Source organism: Collinsella sp. AF19-1LB (assembly GCF_003459655.1).
GTDB lineage: Bacteria > Actinomycetota > Coriobacteriia > Coriobacteriales > Coriobacteriaceae > Collinsella.
On sequence record NZ_QRWO01000021.1, the window covers coordinates 1 to 15,299 of the forward strand.

The window sequence follows — 15,299 nt, forward strand, 5'->3', positions numbered from 1 at the left end:
ACCTATATGTCAATTATGGTCTAACAGAGCCAAAGGATAAGGGGTATATTCAAAAAACTGGTGATGGCAGCTGGATGCTTAATTACGCTGCAATCTACCGCGCCGCGATCGAAAACGCTTGGGAGCCCCCGAAATCTTAAGTCCACAGCCCGACTATCGACGTGGGCTTCTGTCAAACAACCGAGTTAAAAACCACTGAGCCAGAATCCGCTTCAATAGAAGAGGATTCTGGCTCAAATGATATCCGACCATTCACGCAGCATGTCTACCGCAATCTGGCAAGAATCGAGGACGGGGAAACCGTCATCGAGGTCGTGAAGGTCGGTAATCGCCAGGCGTCTACAAAAACATGCCGCGGATGTAAAATGAAGCAAGGTCGAACCGAAACAGTTCCCGGACAATTGGCGTCCGGCCAGACACTTCGATTCGACCCTTTCTCATACCTGCATCTAAAATACTCCCATAATCATTCTCGACATCTTTAACGCCATCACTCTCCCGCCACCAGCACGTCGTAGGTGCTATTTTCAACGAATCGATATGACCGCCCATTCATGTTCTTTAAGGCACGTGATACCATGAAAACGTGCGGTATTTCTCCAATCGAAAACCTGCGTGAACGTATGACTTGAGACGCTTTTAGAACTCACCAAGCGCAGGACAAACACAACTCAACAGCGGCCGCGTATTTGTTCCCAGCCGTACGGCATGGCGGAGCCATGCCCATTGTTGATTGGAGTGCCGCACGATGACAGACAACCCGAACGACAGAAAAATCAGCGAGACGCCCGGCGTGAAGGACGTCCTCGATGAGGCCGCCGAGCAGATTGAAAAGGCTTGGCGAGAGAAGCTGCTGCGCGAGACCGCCGATCTCAAGACCGAGAACGCGCTGCTCAGGGCCCAGCTCGACAAATTCAACCGCAAGCTCGCCGAGGCGACGGATCGGAATGAAAAAATTGAGGCCGACTGCAATGAGCGGATTGCCTTTATAGAGGAGAAGTTCGAACTCGATACCGCGAGTCTCGAACTCGAGAACGACGAGCTCCACGCCGCGGGCGTCAGGCACCTTTCCCGTGCTAAGGGGCTCGGCAGGCAGGTCGCCCAGCTCCACGCCGAGGCTGAGGCCATGGCCGATGAGATCGAGCGACTGCGCGGCGAGCGTGACGCTGCGTTGAAAGCCCAGGCCGAGCTGAGCGATGCGCTCCTGGCCCAGCACGACCTGATGGCCGCGGTAGCCGCCCTCAAGGACCGCCTCGCCGCCTCCGAGCAGCGGGCAGCCGCGGCCGAGGCCAAGGTCGAGGCCATGACCCAGATGAAGGATGAGTAGGTCGCATAGCATCTAATTTTCTAGAAACCCTCTAGAGCATTTCTAGGGGGTTTCTAGAACTGAGAACCGGGCGCAGCACTTTCGATCGGCACGATGTCTCGATAGACCAGGCGATGCCTGTCGTCGCGCCATTCGTCGCCGTGGTAATGCCCGAAGAGCCAGATGCGATAGTCGAGCCGCCCGTCGAGCTCGCCCAGGAAAGTTTGCAGCGTATCCCCGCCGCACTCACGTCCGCGCTCGCGGCACAGCTCTCTAGCCAGGGCAGCAGGAGCCTCGTGACTCACCACGTAGTCGACCCTCCAGCCTACGCGGTTGAGCGAGGCGCGGCAGTGGTCCATCTCTTCCTCGCTCGGCATCTCCTCGGGCCACCAGCTCCTCCCCTCCTTGCGATACTGCCTGTCGTTGCTCGCGGCGCCGCCCATGGCAAGGACTGTGAACCCGTCGATATCGAACACCTCTCCGCGCATCAGGTGCAGCACGTGCGGTCGCGCCTCATGGACGAGGCCGCCGTTCCACTCCCGCACCGGCAGTTCTGCCAGCATCCGGTGGTTCTCGTGGTTGCCGTCTACGAAACACGTGGTCCATGGTTTTGACTCAAACCAATCGAGCCAATACCTCTCAGCATTCGAGCCGTCCCAGACAAAGCCGAAGTCGCCGGCCACGATCACCGCGTCATCGCGCGTCAGGGTCCGGCCCAGCGGCCAATTTTTGAATGCAAACCGGCTGGACCCGTACTCGGCCCTGCCGTGCACGTCGCCTGTCACATAGACCGTCATCAGTACGCACCCCACGGCAGGAGTTTGTCCCCGAGTCTCACGATTCGGTCATACAGCACCGTGTGCCGTTCGTCCGGGTTGCCGTCTCGGTGAAAATGGCCGTAATACCAGTGCTTATAGTCCAGGCGGTCCTCGAGCTCATCGAGGAATCCGGTCAGCCGGTCCACATCAGGGCGTTCCCAGCCTGGGTCCGGGTAGAGCGTCGGCGAGAGCATACGCGTGGCGCAGGTATGGGTGATGACGCAGTCGACCTTCCAGCCGGCCTCGTCGAGCTTTGCCCGCACGGCATCGAATTCGCACTCATCCGGGAGCTCCTGAGGCCACCAACTGGAATACGGCACGCGGTATTCCCTGTCCACGCTCGTGGCACCGCCCATGGTGAAGATTGTCGAACCGTCGAGCTCAAAGACCTCGCCGCGCGTCAGGCGCCGAATGGGCGAGGTGTCCGACAGGCGCTGCGTCAGCCCGCCATGCCACGGCTCCATGGGGCGCTCCTCCCAGTGATCGAAGCGCTCGTGGTTGCCGTCGACGAACAGTACCGTGTAGGGGCGCGACTCCAGCCAGGCGATGTCGGCGCATTCCTCGGCAGAAAAGTCCCACGGAAAGCCAAAGTCACCGGCAACGATGAGACAGTCGTCGCTGGTAAGACTATCGCCAAGCTCCCAGTCGCGGAGCTTTTGCATGTCGAGTCCACCGTGGATGTCGCCCGTCACATAGACCGTCATCGAATCACCTCTTCCCTCTTGTACGCCGCCAGCTCGCGCTCGACCTGTCTGTCGCCGGTCTCGTTGACCCACCAGGGCCATTTCACCCGGCCGCACGGCTCGTCGACTCCGGCGAACCATTCCCTCAGCTCATCGAGGCTCACCGGGGAGTGCCCGTTGGCATCGCAACCGACGTCGTAGCGCAGAAGGCCCTGCTTGCGGTTGAACTCGTTGTACGCGCCGCCGCTGCTGTGGATGTGCCCGTGGAGGTGCCACGATCCATGGTTCATGCCCTGCCAGTCGGCCATGGGGTAATGGCTCAGGACGATCTTCCGCCCGTCGATCTTGAGCACGCAGATTGGCGGCTCCACGGTGAAGGCGCCCGTGACCGCCGGCTGGGTCCAGTCCTTGTCGTGGTTTCCCGGGACGAGGTGGATGCGCCTGCAGGCGATCTGCTTGCGCAGCCCGTAGGCGTCCTGGGCGGTCATCTTGAATGAGAAATCCCCCAGGATGTAGAGCTCGTCGTCCACGGCAACCTTGCCGTTGATGTTGTCGACGATGGCGTCGTTCATCTGCCAAATCGTCTCCCACGGGCGGTCGGTGAACTTCAGCACGTTCTCATGCCCGAAGTGGGTGTCGCTGGTAAACCAGATCATTTTTATGTCTCCTTTTATCGCTAAAAAACGTTCTCCTTCGAGGTCAGGAGACGTTTTATGAGCGACATGAGGTGCATATCCCTCATGTTTCAAGCTCCAATCTGCCGGATTTGCCCAACTATATAAGTTTACGCCCACGCGCGAACAGGATTTGATTTTTGAAATATGGACGAATTCCTCGTCAGGAGGGTAAAATGGTGCCGACGGCAGCCCAAGTTGTAGAGAGCTGGGCAGAGCCGTTGCTTAATGAAGTTGGGTCATCGTCTTAGCGACGGTGGCCTTTCTTTTTGGGCTTCGAACCCTGCTTGAGTGCCTTGGAAAGGCCGACAAGGGCCGTGAGGAGCGAGACCATAGCGGTCAGGAGCTTCACGAGCTCGGTGAAATCGGTCATGGGCATCACCTCCCATCAAATGGAGGGCTCTGCCCGGCACGAGGGCTGCCGACAGCAAGGACGATTCTATCAGAGCGGCTGACCCCCGCCGATCAATTCATACTCCTCATCCTCACCGAATTGCGAGTATGGCAGAATCGGCACTGGATGGCAGCGCGCTAGGGCACCGACGATAGGCTTTCCAAAACTAGCGAGGCGCGTCGCCGCGATCGTAATCGCCTCGGTCGACCGCACGATCGACCTGCGGCGAGATGTCGCCGTTGCCACCATGGTCTCGTCCTGCGGCGCGAACGCGGTCATCGCCAGCATCGGGAACGGCGCCGGCGTAACGGTTGCGAATCTCTCTTGCGTAACCGCGCCGGGCAAGAAGCTCATCACGAACCGCCGGATCCTCGAGCAGATCTTCATCGCACTTCGGTGCGATGAACTTAGGAAAGAGATTGTAGGCGACGCCCTTGCTCGCCTTTGCCTGCTCGACCCACGCCGAATACGCCTTCTTAAGCCGTTGAATGTAAATCTCGCAACGCCTCTCATAAGGAAGGGCTCGCTCGGCCTCCAGCACGTTATTTTTGAAGGCCGCCTCAAGTTGCTTGACCGCAAACCTCCCGTCAAGACGAGTCAGGTTGAAAGTGCACTTCGGGTTGCCGGCCTCCTTGATATCGAGATCTGTCGCATAGACTCGATTGTTCTTGATGAAAATGTCTACGCCCCATGAGGCAAGTAACTTTTTAAACTGCTCCATATTCTTCGGATGACCTTCGTTGATTGCAAGATGGATCAACTCGCGCAGATAGTTTTTATAACTGTACTCTCCCCGCTCAACGATTTTCTTTTCAGTGTCGCGCGGCTGTCGGTCTCGAATCTTCGAGTTCTTCTTTCCCTTTTCGAGCTGAGCGAGATTCCAGGCCTCGTCCATTTCACGAACCCACGCAGCGCGTTCGTACTTTCCGCGACGCCCGCCCGTCTCGCAACGCTTACCCGTCAAAAGATCCGTGCGGTTAATCGCCATATGAACCGCGTAGCGTTTTCCCGCCTTATCGCTTTCCTCATGCAACGCGACAATCACTTGTTGATGCGGGTAGTGTTTCGCAAGCCATTGCTCCGCGTAGGCCATACACGCATCGGGGGTCATCTTGCCTCCGTTGCAGCTGCACTCCTCGGGCAGAAAGGCGAGAATCTGATGAAGCATCGTTATGTTTTTCGCGCCGGCACGCGCGGGCCTGTCGTGATGGAACATCTTCCGCGTCATAGCCATTTCGGAAAACCAGTGCTTTCCGTTCGCGAGGTTCCAGCCGCCGCGGGCCAAAGCATTCTTTCCGTTAATGTACTTGCGCAGGTGCTTCGCGTAGCGCTCGGACGAAACACCTTTCTGCTTAACGACGGTCATCGAGCTCACCGCCATCGGTGAAATAGCGCTGTTCGAGCTCTTCGATGAAGAGGGTGACTTTACGGGCATTTTGGTAAACCTTTTCAAGCGTTCGGAAAACCGCCTTCTCGTTGTAGGCCGGAAGACCTTGCGCATTCACAAAATACATCAGCTGGTTGAGGTTCGTCCCCTCGCGATACAGCTCGTGATAGATTTTTGCGACCTGGCTCATATCGAAATCGATCATCTCGATTTTCCCGGCCAGCATCACGCGGCGGGCATACGCACTGACGGTCGTGCCGAGCGCATCCGCCTGCTTGCGAATCGCCTCGTGCTCGCCATCGGTGACTTTGACGTAAATAACCTCCGAGCGCTTTTCGTTCGAATCCTCTGAAACGGTTTGCAGCTTTTTGCTACGGCCACCGTTCTTATCTTTGGAAATGACTAGATCATCGAACGATTCATTCCAATGAATCAGTGCATAGCGAATGAATTCGGCTTTCGTCATGCCCGCCTTTTCTGCCAAAGCGGAAAGCGTTTCGTATTCTTCAGAAGTGAGTGTCGCCTTAACGGTGTGCGGACGTTTGCAACTCATCATTCATGCCCCCAGGAAAGCAGAGCGAATCGGTGAGGCCACCGATTCAAAACCGATATGAGATTGCTTTCCTTTTTAGGAGCGACTGACGTCGCGCCGATTTTTGAAGTGACGCCGTCACTTTACTTAGAAATGAAAGGCGAACTTCATTTCTAACTTTATCGCCGTGGGAGGCGATAAACAAGATGTGTTGGCAGATAAAGGGGGCGAGTATGGCCCCATTTATCTAGCCCAACACCAATCTTGCAATCACCGGAACGGCGATTGGGCGGAGCGTAGCGTAGACACGAAACGAGAGGCCTCGTTTCGAGCGAAAGGCTTCGCGGTGTCGTAGTGTCAGCGGAGACCGTGAGCGGAAGCGAATTTTTAACGCGAAGGATGCTGAGTGTTAGAAATTCGCTGTAGCGAGAGCGAAGCGGTAATGCGAACGCGAGGGATGCCGAGTGTTTGCATTACCGCGCAGCGGACTCCGGGCGAGGGCTGGAGCAAGATGATGGAAGACCTTACCGATTTGCGGAAGTTTTTACCCGAAGCATCCGGCACCGCCGGATTCTTTTGGAGCGGCCTCTCGTTTGATTGCTTTCCTATCGTTTGCTCCCAGACTGGGCGTTTAAAAAAGGCGACCGAAACCGGCCGCCCACAAATAAATAATCATTTACCGAACGTAAGAGGATAGGAACGATGTACATTACTCCCAGTGACCGGCGACGTCGACAACCCAATGTTGTCCCGTAGCCTGCTGTTCATAATGTCCTTGGTCCTCAGAGGTGGTATACGAATCATTGATTGCAGAACCGCCGCTAGGATGCTGCGCATCGCCAAAAGTAGCGTGAGCGTGAGCGTCCATTTCGGCTGCAGATCCAAATGCTGCGTGGCATGCACTGCAGATCCAACGCTCATGGCGCGTATAAACCACATTCGGCACCCAGACCTGGCTGTAATCTGTCTCCCAGTGGCCCTGCTCGGCAACCCACTTCTTCTGGCTGCCGCCGTTGGAAGAGGAATTGTTGCTGCCGGAACTCTGCGAATTGCCGGAATTCTGCTCGGACTGGGAGGAATCGCCCTTGTTGTCCGACTTCGAGGAATCGGAAGACTTGTTATCCTCCTTCTTGGAGTCATCGGACTTCTGGTCCTTGTCGTCGGACTCTTTCTTCTCCTCGGTTTTGGTTCCAGAGGTTTGCGCCGCCTTTTCTTCGCTTGGCTTCTTTTTGTCTTTATTCTTTACCGCTGTGGCGGCCCTTTCCGTAGAGCCGCTTCCCTGCTTTGCAACGCCGGCACATCCAATCTGAGGTGCCGAAAGGCACACCAGAAGCGCAACGATAATAGCCTTTGTTCTCACACCGATCTCCCGGTCCATGAAACCGGGCGTTGGACACTAGCCGATATCCAACGCCCGGCTCGCTTTTACATCTGCTCGCGGCGCTTCTTTTGATCGAGGAAGACGCCGGCTGCCACGAGGACGGTACCGCCGATGGCGAACGTCTCGCCGATGAGTCCCGCGCGGTCACCGGTCTGGGCGAGGCTGCCGGTCTGGGCGGTATCCGTGCCGGCGAGGTGCTTCGGGCTGTATGCCGCCTGCTGCTTTGCGGCCTCCTCCGCATCCTGTCGGGCAATCTCATCGGAAAGCTTCTGCTCCGCTGCGATGCGGTCGGACTTCGCCGACTCGTAGGCGGCGAGTGCCGCATCATAGCCGGGCTGGAGCCCGTCCACCGCGGCCTGCTTCTCGTCCAGGATGGCCTTGGCGGGCGCGACCTTGGCACGTGCCTCGACTGCTGCGGCGAAAAGCGCGTTGAGGGCGTCATCCGCGTTCACATCATGACCGGAAGCGATCGCCGCGCCGGCGTCGATGGAGTTCAGCTTCGACAGCTTGGCGTCTGCCTGTGCCTTTGCCTGCTCGGCGGCAAAGACCAGGGACTCGGCGGCGATGGTATCCGCCTTCGCAGCATCGAGCGCGGCCTTGGTGTCATTGACGGCCTTTACTGCATCCTGCTCGCGCTGCTGTGCCTCTGCGAGCTTCGCGGCAAGATCGGTAAGGATGTCGAGGTTCGACTGTGCGTCCTCGAGATCGGTCTGGGAGCCGGTAAGCTTGTCGGCGGCAACGCCGGTGTCGGCCTTTGCGGCATCGACGGCACGCTGGGCATCCGCGAGGGCGCTTGCGGTGGTATCCGCCTTTTGCTTGGCGGCTGCGAGGACCGCCGCCTTCTCGGCCTGGTCGGCTACCGCCGCGTCGTGGGCGCTCTTTGCGGTATCGACCGCCTTCTTGGCGTCGGCGACGTCCTGGAAGAACTTCGCGAGGTCGGCGTTCGCATCCATGACGTCCTGCTGCTTGGCCTCGGTGTCCGCCTTGGCGGAATCCAACTTAGACTGTGCGGTCGTTACGGCTGCGTGGGCGGCATCAAAGGCGACCTGCTTCTGCTGGACGGTCGACTTTGCCGTATCGACTGCCGCGTTGGCAGCTTCGAGGTCCGATTTCGCCGCATCAAGCTCGGTCTGGGCATCCGTGACGCCCTGCTGCTTGGCGGCGACATCAGCCTTGGCGGCATCGACGGCACGCTGGGCATCGGCAACGCCCTGCTTCGCGGAATCGACATCTGCCTGTGCGGAATCCGCTGCGACCTGCTTCTGCTGGACGGTTGCGGCGGCGCTGGCGGCTGCCTGCTGCTTGGATGCGAGATCAGCCTTGGCTGCGTCGAGTGCGCTCTTGGCGTTCTTGAGACCGTCGATGTAGGAGATCAGCTTCTGCTCGTACTCGTCGACGGACATGGGGTTCATGTTCCAACCGGAGCCTGCCCAACCGCCGTATTGCAGCGTGAGCGAGAACGTCAAACGGGTGTCATCGTTCAGACCGCATCCCATGACAGCATAGTCAGGGTTGATGATGTTCATGTAATGACCGATACGGTAGTAATCGAACTTGTCCTGGTTGGCGTACCAGAAGTCGTAGGCGTCCTTTCCGGAAAGATTCGTCGCACCAAGGGATGCTGCAGTCTTGTCAAACAGATCCTTTTCCTGATAGATCCAGGCCTTGCAGGGGTCGCGATAGCTCCAGGCAAGGTTTTCACCGACATCGAACTGCTGGGCATGCTCTACATTTTTCGTCGAATAGTTTGCATCTGCAATCGCTGCCGCAATGAGCTTATAGCTTACCTCAAGCTCGGAAAGGCCGACGGACTTACGGTAGGCGTTCACGTTCTTCATGACCGTGATGGACGAAAGCATGTTTTCAAGGCCCGTTGCGTCGAGACTGTTTCCGATCTCGGTGTAGTCTTTGTACGTGCAGTTCTGGATGATCTCGATGGCTGAATCGGCACCCATGGCCTTGAAGAAACCGATGGCTCCCTGCTTGAGCTGCGCGTCTGCGAGATCCACCTTCGTTTGTGCCTCGTCGACCTTCTGCTGGGCGGCGGTCACGGCCGCGTCTGCGGTATCCTTTGCGGCCTTGGCGTTCGCGAGCTCTACGTCGGCGGCTGCCTTGGCGGACTCGGCGTCCTTGACAGCCTGCTTCGCGGCATCCAGCTTGGCGACGGCGTCGGCATTCGCCTGCTTGGCGGCATCGAGGTCGGCGTTCGCGGCATCGAGTGCGGACTGGGCGTCGCCCACGCCGGATTTGGCATCGGCCGCGGCCCGCTGCTTTACGGAGAGGGACGCCTGGGCATCATTCAGCTCGGACTGCGCCGTTGCTGCAGCGGACTGCGCCTGCTCGAGCTCGGACTCGCACTGGGACTGCACCGCTCGTGCGGCAGCGAGGGCTGCCTCTGCGTCTGCGACCTTCTGCTTCGCGGCATCGTACTCCGGGCCGCTGGCGCCTGCCTCCGCTGCGGCGAGGTCGGCTTTCGCCTTCTCGTAGGCGGCGCTGGCGGCTGCGGTCTTCGCATCCGCCGCGTCCTTGTTCTGCTTGGCTGCGGCGAGGACAGAATCGGCGGCATCCTTTGCAGACTGGGCCGCAACCAGCTTGGACTGGGCATCGGCAAGCGTCGCGTTGGCGTTGGCGAGTTCGGCCTGTGCCCTACTCACGGCATCCTGGGCGTCGCGCACGGCCTGCTCGGCGGCACTGATTGCCTCCGGGGTGGCGCCTACGGCATCGGCCTTGGCTTTATCGAGGGCGTCCTTGGCATCCTGGGCCGCCTTGAGGGCGGACTGGTACGCTTCGTCCTTCTCGGATGCATCCGCCTTGGCGTCTGCGAGACCCGTCTTCGCCTGCTCGAGGTCCTTGCCGGCGGCATCGGCGGCGTCCTTGCCCTCCGCGACCTGACGGGCGTACTCGTCCATTGCCGCTCGGTCGGCTGCCGTGCCGGCGCTGACTGCAGAATCGTAGGATGCCTTGGCCTGGTCGCGGGCGGAAGCCGCCTCGTTGTAGGGACCGGAGGCCTCATCGTAGGATGCCTTGGCGGCGTCCTCCTTCGCCTTCGCCTCGTCGACTGCCTTCTGCAGGTCCGTGATGGTCTGTGCGGCGGATTTCGCGCCGGCACCGGATGCCGCGCCGGCGTGGGCGGCGATCGGCGACATCACGGCGGGGTGCTGCGTGCCCCCGTCACCGGTCTGGGCGAATGCCGTGAACGGTGAGATGAGGCTCGATCCGGTCATGGCGGCCATGGTCGCCGCGGTGACGGTCAGACGCGCGATCCCCTTCGGGGCGTGAATCTTTTTGCTTGGCAGTGTGGCGAAGTGATCGCCACCGGCAGCGAAATGCTTTCCCTGAGTCATTGCTATTCCATTCCTTTTCCATGCCATGTCCGACTAGGCATCAGAACTCTTTCCAATAAAGGTAATTATGCGCCTTAACAGGGATTGTTGTATATAGTCCGTTGGCATAAATACAACAATCCATGACTCTTTTTGTCATGGATACGAAGACGCTTCAGAAATCATTCGGCATGAGATGCAAAGAGCTCCGCGCTGGACTCGGGTACAGCCAGGAGCAGTTCGCCAATTTGATTGAGATGGATCGTTCCTACTACGCGAGCATTGAAGTCGGACGAAGAAATGTCAGTCTTTCAAACCTCTGCAAAATTGCCAATGGATTCAACATGTCAATTGCTGCACTCATGACTGGTGTTACTGAGAAAACGGATTAGTCTATCAATCAATCAATCAGCGAACGCAGTGAGCGAATCAATCGACGGCACAGCCGGCGGCAAGGTCACGGCACGTGACCGCGCAGCGAGCTCTGCGAGCGAAGGGGACGGCATCGCTGTCCCTATTCTTTATCGACGGCTTAGCCGGCGGCAAGGACACGGTACGTGGCCGCGCAGCGAGCTTCGCGAGCGAAGAGGACTGCATCGCCGTCCCTATATCTTTATAGTATATTTCTCTATTAATTGGTTTCACCAAAATGGGTATAGCGCAAGCTTCTGAACAGGCGTTTTTATCAAAACTCAAAGCAGCCGAATCATCAAAATGGTGAAATTTTTTACCCAAATTGAGGAAGCGATTCACCAAAATGGAACCGACTAACGGCTGTTGAAAACTTTTTATCCCCAAAATGGTGATTTCCTGTTTTCAGTGGAAAACTCGGTAAATTAAATTATTTACTTACCAGATTTACAAACAAAAGCAGTTCTTAACCCTAAAACCAGAACAGGTCAGAAGCAAAATTAACTCCTGACCTGCGATTTTTCTGGTGCCCCCGGGCGGATTCGAACCGTCGACACCCGCTTTAGGAGAGCGGTGCTCTATCCCCTGAGCTACGGAGGCATGTTGTATTAGTGTAGCAGATTTACGCCGCTGTAATGCAGCGTATACCCACTCTTCGAAGTTGCGGTGGAACAGCCCTCCGGAAAGTGCGTCCCACTATCCAGGCAAATTCTGGGTCAGACTTTCCCCATGAGACCTTGCTAGGAAACTGTGACCCAGAATTTCGGCTCGAAACGGGACACGGTTTCCCAAACGACCCCGTTCCGGAAACTACATCCCGGAATCGACGCTCGAACTGGGATGCACTTTCCCGATCGAGCCACATGGGAGACTGCGCCCCACTTTGAGGGAGCGCTCTTTAATGACTACTTGCCTTTGTGGAAAAGGTTTTTGATAACGGAGGGGATGCTCTTGGCGCCCTTGGCCGTCACATCGATAAAGTCAGGCGAACGCACGAGCTTATCCTCGTCGACGTACTTACGGACCGCGCGAAGCGTCTCTTTATCGTCGCGCGTCGAAAACGTAAAGTGGCCGTTGTCCTTGGTGAAGATGGCAAAACGCGTAATCTTCTTGGTGCCGCGCAAAACCTCGGCGGCGATGTAGTCGACCTCATCCCACGGGATTTGAATGTAATCCTCGGGATTGCGCTCGTTATAGTACTCGAACGCCTTATTGCCCACCATCACGTTGCCGTGGCTGGTAAGCCCCATTAGGCAGGTTGCCGGCGTTGCCAGATCGACCGTGCTGTTCTGAGATTGCGCCATGCGCGCCTCGCCCTCCAAATAAAACAATCGGACCGCATCCAGTGTACCCACCGGGTGCGGTCCGTTTCAATGGCTCAAAAGCCCTTGCCTAGCAACTCTCGGTCTTAAGCCGAAGCGTGCTTACATGAAGCCGCAGACGCGACCGATGATGCCGACGGCGAAGAGAGCCAGGATGATGACGATCGGGCTGACCTTCTTCTTGAGGAGCTTGCAGACCAGAAGGGTCAGGCACACGGCGGCAAGGCCGGGGATGAGCTGATCGAGGTTGGCCTGAAGCGTGGTGACCTTCACCGGGTCGAGTGCGTTGGCACCGACAGAGCTGTACATCGTCAATGCCTGCTTGATGCCCTCAGAACCGGCGGGCAGGTTGGCCCAGTCGATATAGGCGCCAGCGGACTGCGTGACCTTGGAGACGACCGGGGTGAAGGAGATGGACACCCAGCGCTCGACCAGGGCGCCGATGATGAACATACCCAGGATGGAAGCACCCTCGGTGACCTTGCCCATCAGACCGCCGGAGAGGTCCTTGGCGATGGAGGAGCCGACCTTGTAGCCAAACTCCTGCGTGTACCACAGGAAGGCGTAACGGATGATGTTCCACGCGAAGAAGAACAGCAGCGGACCGGCGATGCTGCCGGACAGGGCCAGGGAAGCGCCCAGTGCACCCAGAATCGGGCGAAGGGTGAACCAGAAGGCGGGGTCGCCGACGCCGGCGAGCGGGCCCATCATACCGACCTTGACGCCCTGAATGGCGACGTCGTCAATCGGAGCACCGTTGGCGCGCTCCTCCTCGAGGGCGAGGGTAACGCCAATGACGGGGGCGGAAACATAGGGGTGGGTGTTATAGAACTCCAGGTGGCGCTTAAGAGCGGCAATCTGGTCATCCTTGCTGGTGTAGAGCTTCTTGATCGCAGGGATCATTGCGAAGCACCAGCCGCCGTTCTGCATACGCTCGTAGTTCCACGAGCCCTGAAGGAACTGATGACGGAAGCAAACCTTCTTACGGTCAGCCTTGGTGAGCTGAATCTTGTTCTCTGCCATATGTATCACTCCCCTCCTACTCGTAATCGTTCAGAATGTCGCCGAGCGGGTCACCGGAGCCACCGCCCATGCCGCCACCCTGCTTGGCCAGATCCTTAAGGCCAAGGTAGATGAGGGCAAGGGAGATGCCGATGAGGCCAAGGGCGATCAGCGTGAGCTGAGGGATGGCAGCAAGGACAAAGCCGAGGATGAAGAACGGCCAGGTCTCCTTGGTGGCCATCATGTTGATGACCATGGCGTAACCGACGGAAGCGACCATGCCGCCGCCGACGGCCATGCCGCCGGACAGCCAATCGGGCATAGCGTTAAGCGCGTTGGTAACGGCCTCGGCCGGGATGATGCACAGAAGTACTGCCGGGATGGCGATACGAACACCCTGCATGAGGATGCCGGCGTACTGCCAACGCTCGATGCCGGCGAAGTCGCCCTTCTCGGCGCAGGCGTCCATGCCGTGAACCATAGCGGTAGCCAGGGTACGGCAGATCATGGTCAGGAACAGACCAGCGACCGACAGCGGGACGGCGACGGCGATGGCGGCGGTAACGGCCTTGGCCGAATCGGTGGCGCCACCGTTGAGGGCGAGCACCATGATGATCGAAGAAGCGACCGAGGCCAGAGCGGCGTCAGGCGCGACGGCGGCGCCGACGTTAGCCCAGCCAAGGGCCATCATCTGGAGCGAACCGCCCAGGAGGATGCCCTCCTGAAGGTGACCGGTTACGAGACCGATAAGCGTGCATGCCACGAGCGGCTGATGGAACTGGAACTCATCCAGAATGCCTTCCATACCGGCAAGCAACGCGACAATCGCAACAAGCAGAATAGTGATTGCAGACATGTATCGGACCCTCCTTTACTATGCTTGAGCGGCCAGTTCGGCCTTAGCTTTCTTCAACATGGCGTCGAGATCCTCGGAGGAATCCGAAGGAACCTTGCGGACCTCGAACTTGACGCCCTTGGCCTTGAGAGCCTCGATGGTCTTGACATCGTCATCGCCCATGGCGACAGCGTTGGTGACGACGACCTTGCCCTTGGAGTGGGCCATGGAACCGATGTTGGCTTCCTTGATGTCGACGCCGGCCTCGATGGCCCTGAGCAGATCCTGCGGGTTCTCGAACAGCAGCATCGCCTTGGTGTCGCCAAAGCGCGTGTCCTTGACGACCTCGGCCATCTTCTTGATAGGCACGACGTTGGCGTGGACTCCCGGAGGGGCAGCCTGCTCGATCATGGTCTTGCGGAGCTCGTCGTGAGCAACGCCGTCGGAGACCACGATGATGCGGTTGGGGTTGATCTGCTTGGTCCACGTGGTGGCCACCTGACCATGCAGCAGACGCGTGTCGATACGGACGTGGGCGATCTTGATGTGCCCGTCGCCGATCACCGTTCCCGGAGGAATGGCACCCGCAGGAGCAGCGGCGGCCGCAGCCGGCTTCTTCTCCTCGGGCTCCAGAGACTCGGGCTTGACGCGCACGCCGGCCTTAGCCTCAGTCACGAGATGTTTTGCGATCGCATGTGCAGTGTTCTTTGCGTCAAAGCGCTGCGAATATGCCTCGATGAGCATAGGCAGGTTGACACCGGTGACGATAGCCCAGGAATCGTGGCCCTCGATGAGCCCGCTGATCTGATTGAACGGCGTGCCGCCCCACAGATCAACGAGGAAGAGCACCTGCTCCTGGTCCTCGAAGGAAGCGATTGCCTCCTCGACCTTGGCACGGAAGTCGTCGGGGCCCATGCTCGGCTCGAGCGAGACCACGGCAACAGACGGCTGATCGCCAAAGACCATCGAGCCCGTCTGCTTGATTCCAGCCGCCAAGTCACCATGGCTAGCAAGAACAATACTTACCATCACATAACCTCCTTTTTGTCTACGTATTTCCTACACGACAATAAAGGAGTATACCTGTTCGCCTTGTGGATTTATAGCTAAATTCGCAAACGGTTGCATTATTTGTTTAAACGTCTAAGTTTGTTACAAATTGATTACGTTGCTGATTTACAGCTCATTGTCTACTAAAACGTGATTTCCCAATTACTTTCACAGATATATA

At 58.1% G+C, this 15,299-nt stretch carries 15 protein-coding genes and 1 tRNA gene; 2 read left to right on the forward strand and 14 right to left on the reverse strand.

All coding sequences use genetic code 11. The features are described from left to right. Positions 1-339: 339 nt before the first annotated feature. A complete protein-coding gene (locus tag DWX39_RS11250; RefSeq protein WP_117759068.1) occupies positions 340-552 on the reverse strand; it encodes a hypothetical protein in 213 nt (70 codons plus the stop codon). A 196-nt stretch (positions 553-748) separates the two neighbouring features. Between DWX39_RS11250 and DWX39_RS07245 the strand changes: the two genes are divergently transcribed. Next, positions 749-1,327, forward strand: coding sequence for a hypothetical protein (locus DWX39_RS07245; protein WP_117759070.1), 579 nt, complete (start codon positions 749-751; stop codon positions 1,325-1,327). A 53-nt stretch (positions 1,328-1,380) separates the two neighbouring features. Here DWX39_RS07245 and DWX39_RS07250 read toward each other — a convergent pair whose 3' ends face one another. The 8 genes from DWX39_RS07250 to DWX39_RS07280 form a co-directional block, all read right to left on the reverse strand. Beyond that, positions 1,381-2,103: a metallophosphoesterase gene (locus DWX39_RS07250; protein ID WP_117759072.1), complete on the reverse strand. Its 723-nt coding sequence runs from the start codon at positions 2,101-2,103 to the stop codon at positions 1,381-1,383. Further along, complete coding sequence (locus DWX39_RS07255; protein ID WP_117759074.1) at positions 2,103-2,828, reverse strand: metallophosphoesterase family protein; 726 nt, start codon at positions 2,826-2,828, stop codon at positions 2,103-2,105. Before DWX39_RS07255 ends, DWX39_RS07250 begins: the two co-directional genes overlap by 1 nt. Then, positions 2,825-3,463, reverse strand: coding sequence for a hypothetical protein (locus DWX39_RS07260; RefSeq protein WP_117759076.1), 639 nt, complete (start codon positions 3,461-3,463; stop codon positions 2,825-2,827). The genes DWX39_RS07255 and DWX39_RS07260 overlap by 4 nt, the downstream gene beginning before the upstream one ends. A 265-nt stretch (positions 3,464-3,728) precedes the next feature. Next, positions 3,729-3,854: a hypothetical protein gene (locus DWX39_RS11300; protein WP_255413117.1), complete on the reverse strand. Its 126-nt coding sequence runs from the start codon at positions 3,852-3,854 to the stop codon at positions 3,729-3,731. A gap of 187 nt (positions 3,855-4,041) precedes the next feature. After that, positions 4,042-5,241: a relaxase/mobilization nuclease domain-containing protein gene (locus tag DWX39_RS07265; RefSeq protein WP_158561638.1), complete on the reverse strand. Its 1,200-nt coding sequence runs from the start codon at positions 5,239-5,241 to the stop codon at positions 4,042-4,044. Beyond that, positions 5,228-5,818: a ribbon-helix-helix protein, CopG family gene (locus tag DWX39_RS07270; RefSeq protein WP_117759080.1), complete on the reverse strand. Its 591-nt coding sequence runs from the start codon at positions 5,816-5,818 to the stop codon at positions 5,228-5,230. The genes DWX39_RS07265 and DWX39_RS07270 overlap by 14 nt, the downstream gene beginning before the upstream one ends. A 685-nt stretch (positions 5,819-6,503) precedes the next feature. Next, a complete protein-coding gene (locus DWX39_RS07275; protein WP_233508908.1) occupies positions 6,504-7,172 on the reverse strand; it encodes a hypothetical protein in 669 nt (222 codons plus the stop codon). A gap of 47 nt (positions 7,173-7,219) precedes the next feature. Beyond that, on the reverse strand, positions 7,220-10,519 hold the full coding sequence (locus tag DWX39_RS07280; protein ID WP_117759082.1) for a CAP domain-containing protein: 3,300 nt from the start codon (positions 10,517-10,519) through the stop codon (positions 7,220-7,222). A 170-nt stretch (positions 10,520-10,689) separates the two neighbouring features. Between DWX39_RS07280 and DWX39_RS07285 the strand changes: the two genes are divergently transcribed. Further along, positions 10,690-10,890, forward strand: a complete 201-nt coding sequence (locus tag DWX39_RS07285; protein WP_229108195.1) for a helix-turn-helix domain-containing protein — start codon at positions 10,690-10,692, stop codon at positions 10,888-10,890. Between the two features lie 543 nt (positions 10,891-11,433). Here DWX39_RS07285 and DWX39_RS07290 read toward each other — a convergent pair. From DWX39_RS07290 to DWX39_RS07310, 5 genes are all read right to left on the reverse strand, one after another. Beyond that, positions 11,434-11,509 (reverse strand) — tRNA-Arg (locus tag DWX39_RS07290). 305 nt (positions 11,510-11,814) lie between these two features. Then, positions 11,815-12,213, reverse strand: coding sequence for a DUF956 family protein (locus tag DWX39_RS07295; protein WP_117759121.1), 399 nt, complete (start codon positions 12,211-12,213; stop codon positions 11,815-11,817). 120 nt (positions 12,214-12,333) lie between these two features. Further along, complete coding sequence (locus DWX39_RS07300; RefSeq protein WP_117564942.1) at positions 12,334-13,254, reverse strand: PTS system mannose/fructose/sorbose family transporter subunit IID; 921 nt, start codon at positions 13,252-13,254, stop codon at positions 12,334-12,336. Between the two features lie 16 nt (positions 13,255-13,270). Continuing rightward, the gene (locus tag DWX39_RS07305; RefSeq protein WP_089573274.1) at positions 13,271-14,089 is read right to left on the reverse strand and encodes a PTS mannose/fructose/sorbose transporter subunit IIC; all 819 of its coding nucleotides are present in this window, start codon (positions 14,087-14,089) and stop codon (positions 13,271-13,273) included. Between the two features lie 18 nt (positions 14,090-14,107). Continuing rightward, the gene (locus DWX39_RS07310) at positions 14,108-15,097 is read right to left on the reverse strand and encodes a PTS sugar transporter subunit IIB (protein WP_089573275.1); all 990 of its coding nucleotides are present in this window, start codon (positions 15,095-15,097) and stop codon (positions 14,108-14,110) included. Positions 15,098-15,299 lie beyond the last annotated feature (202 nt).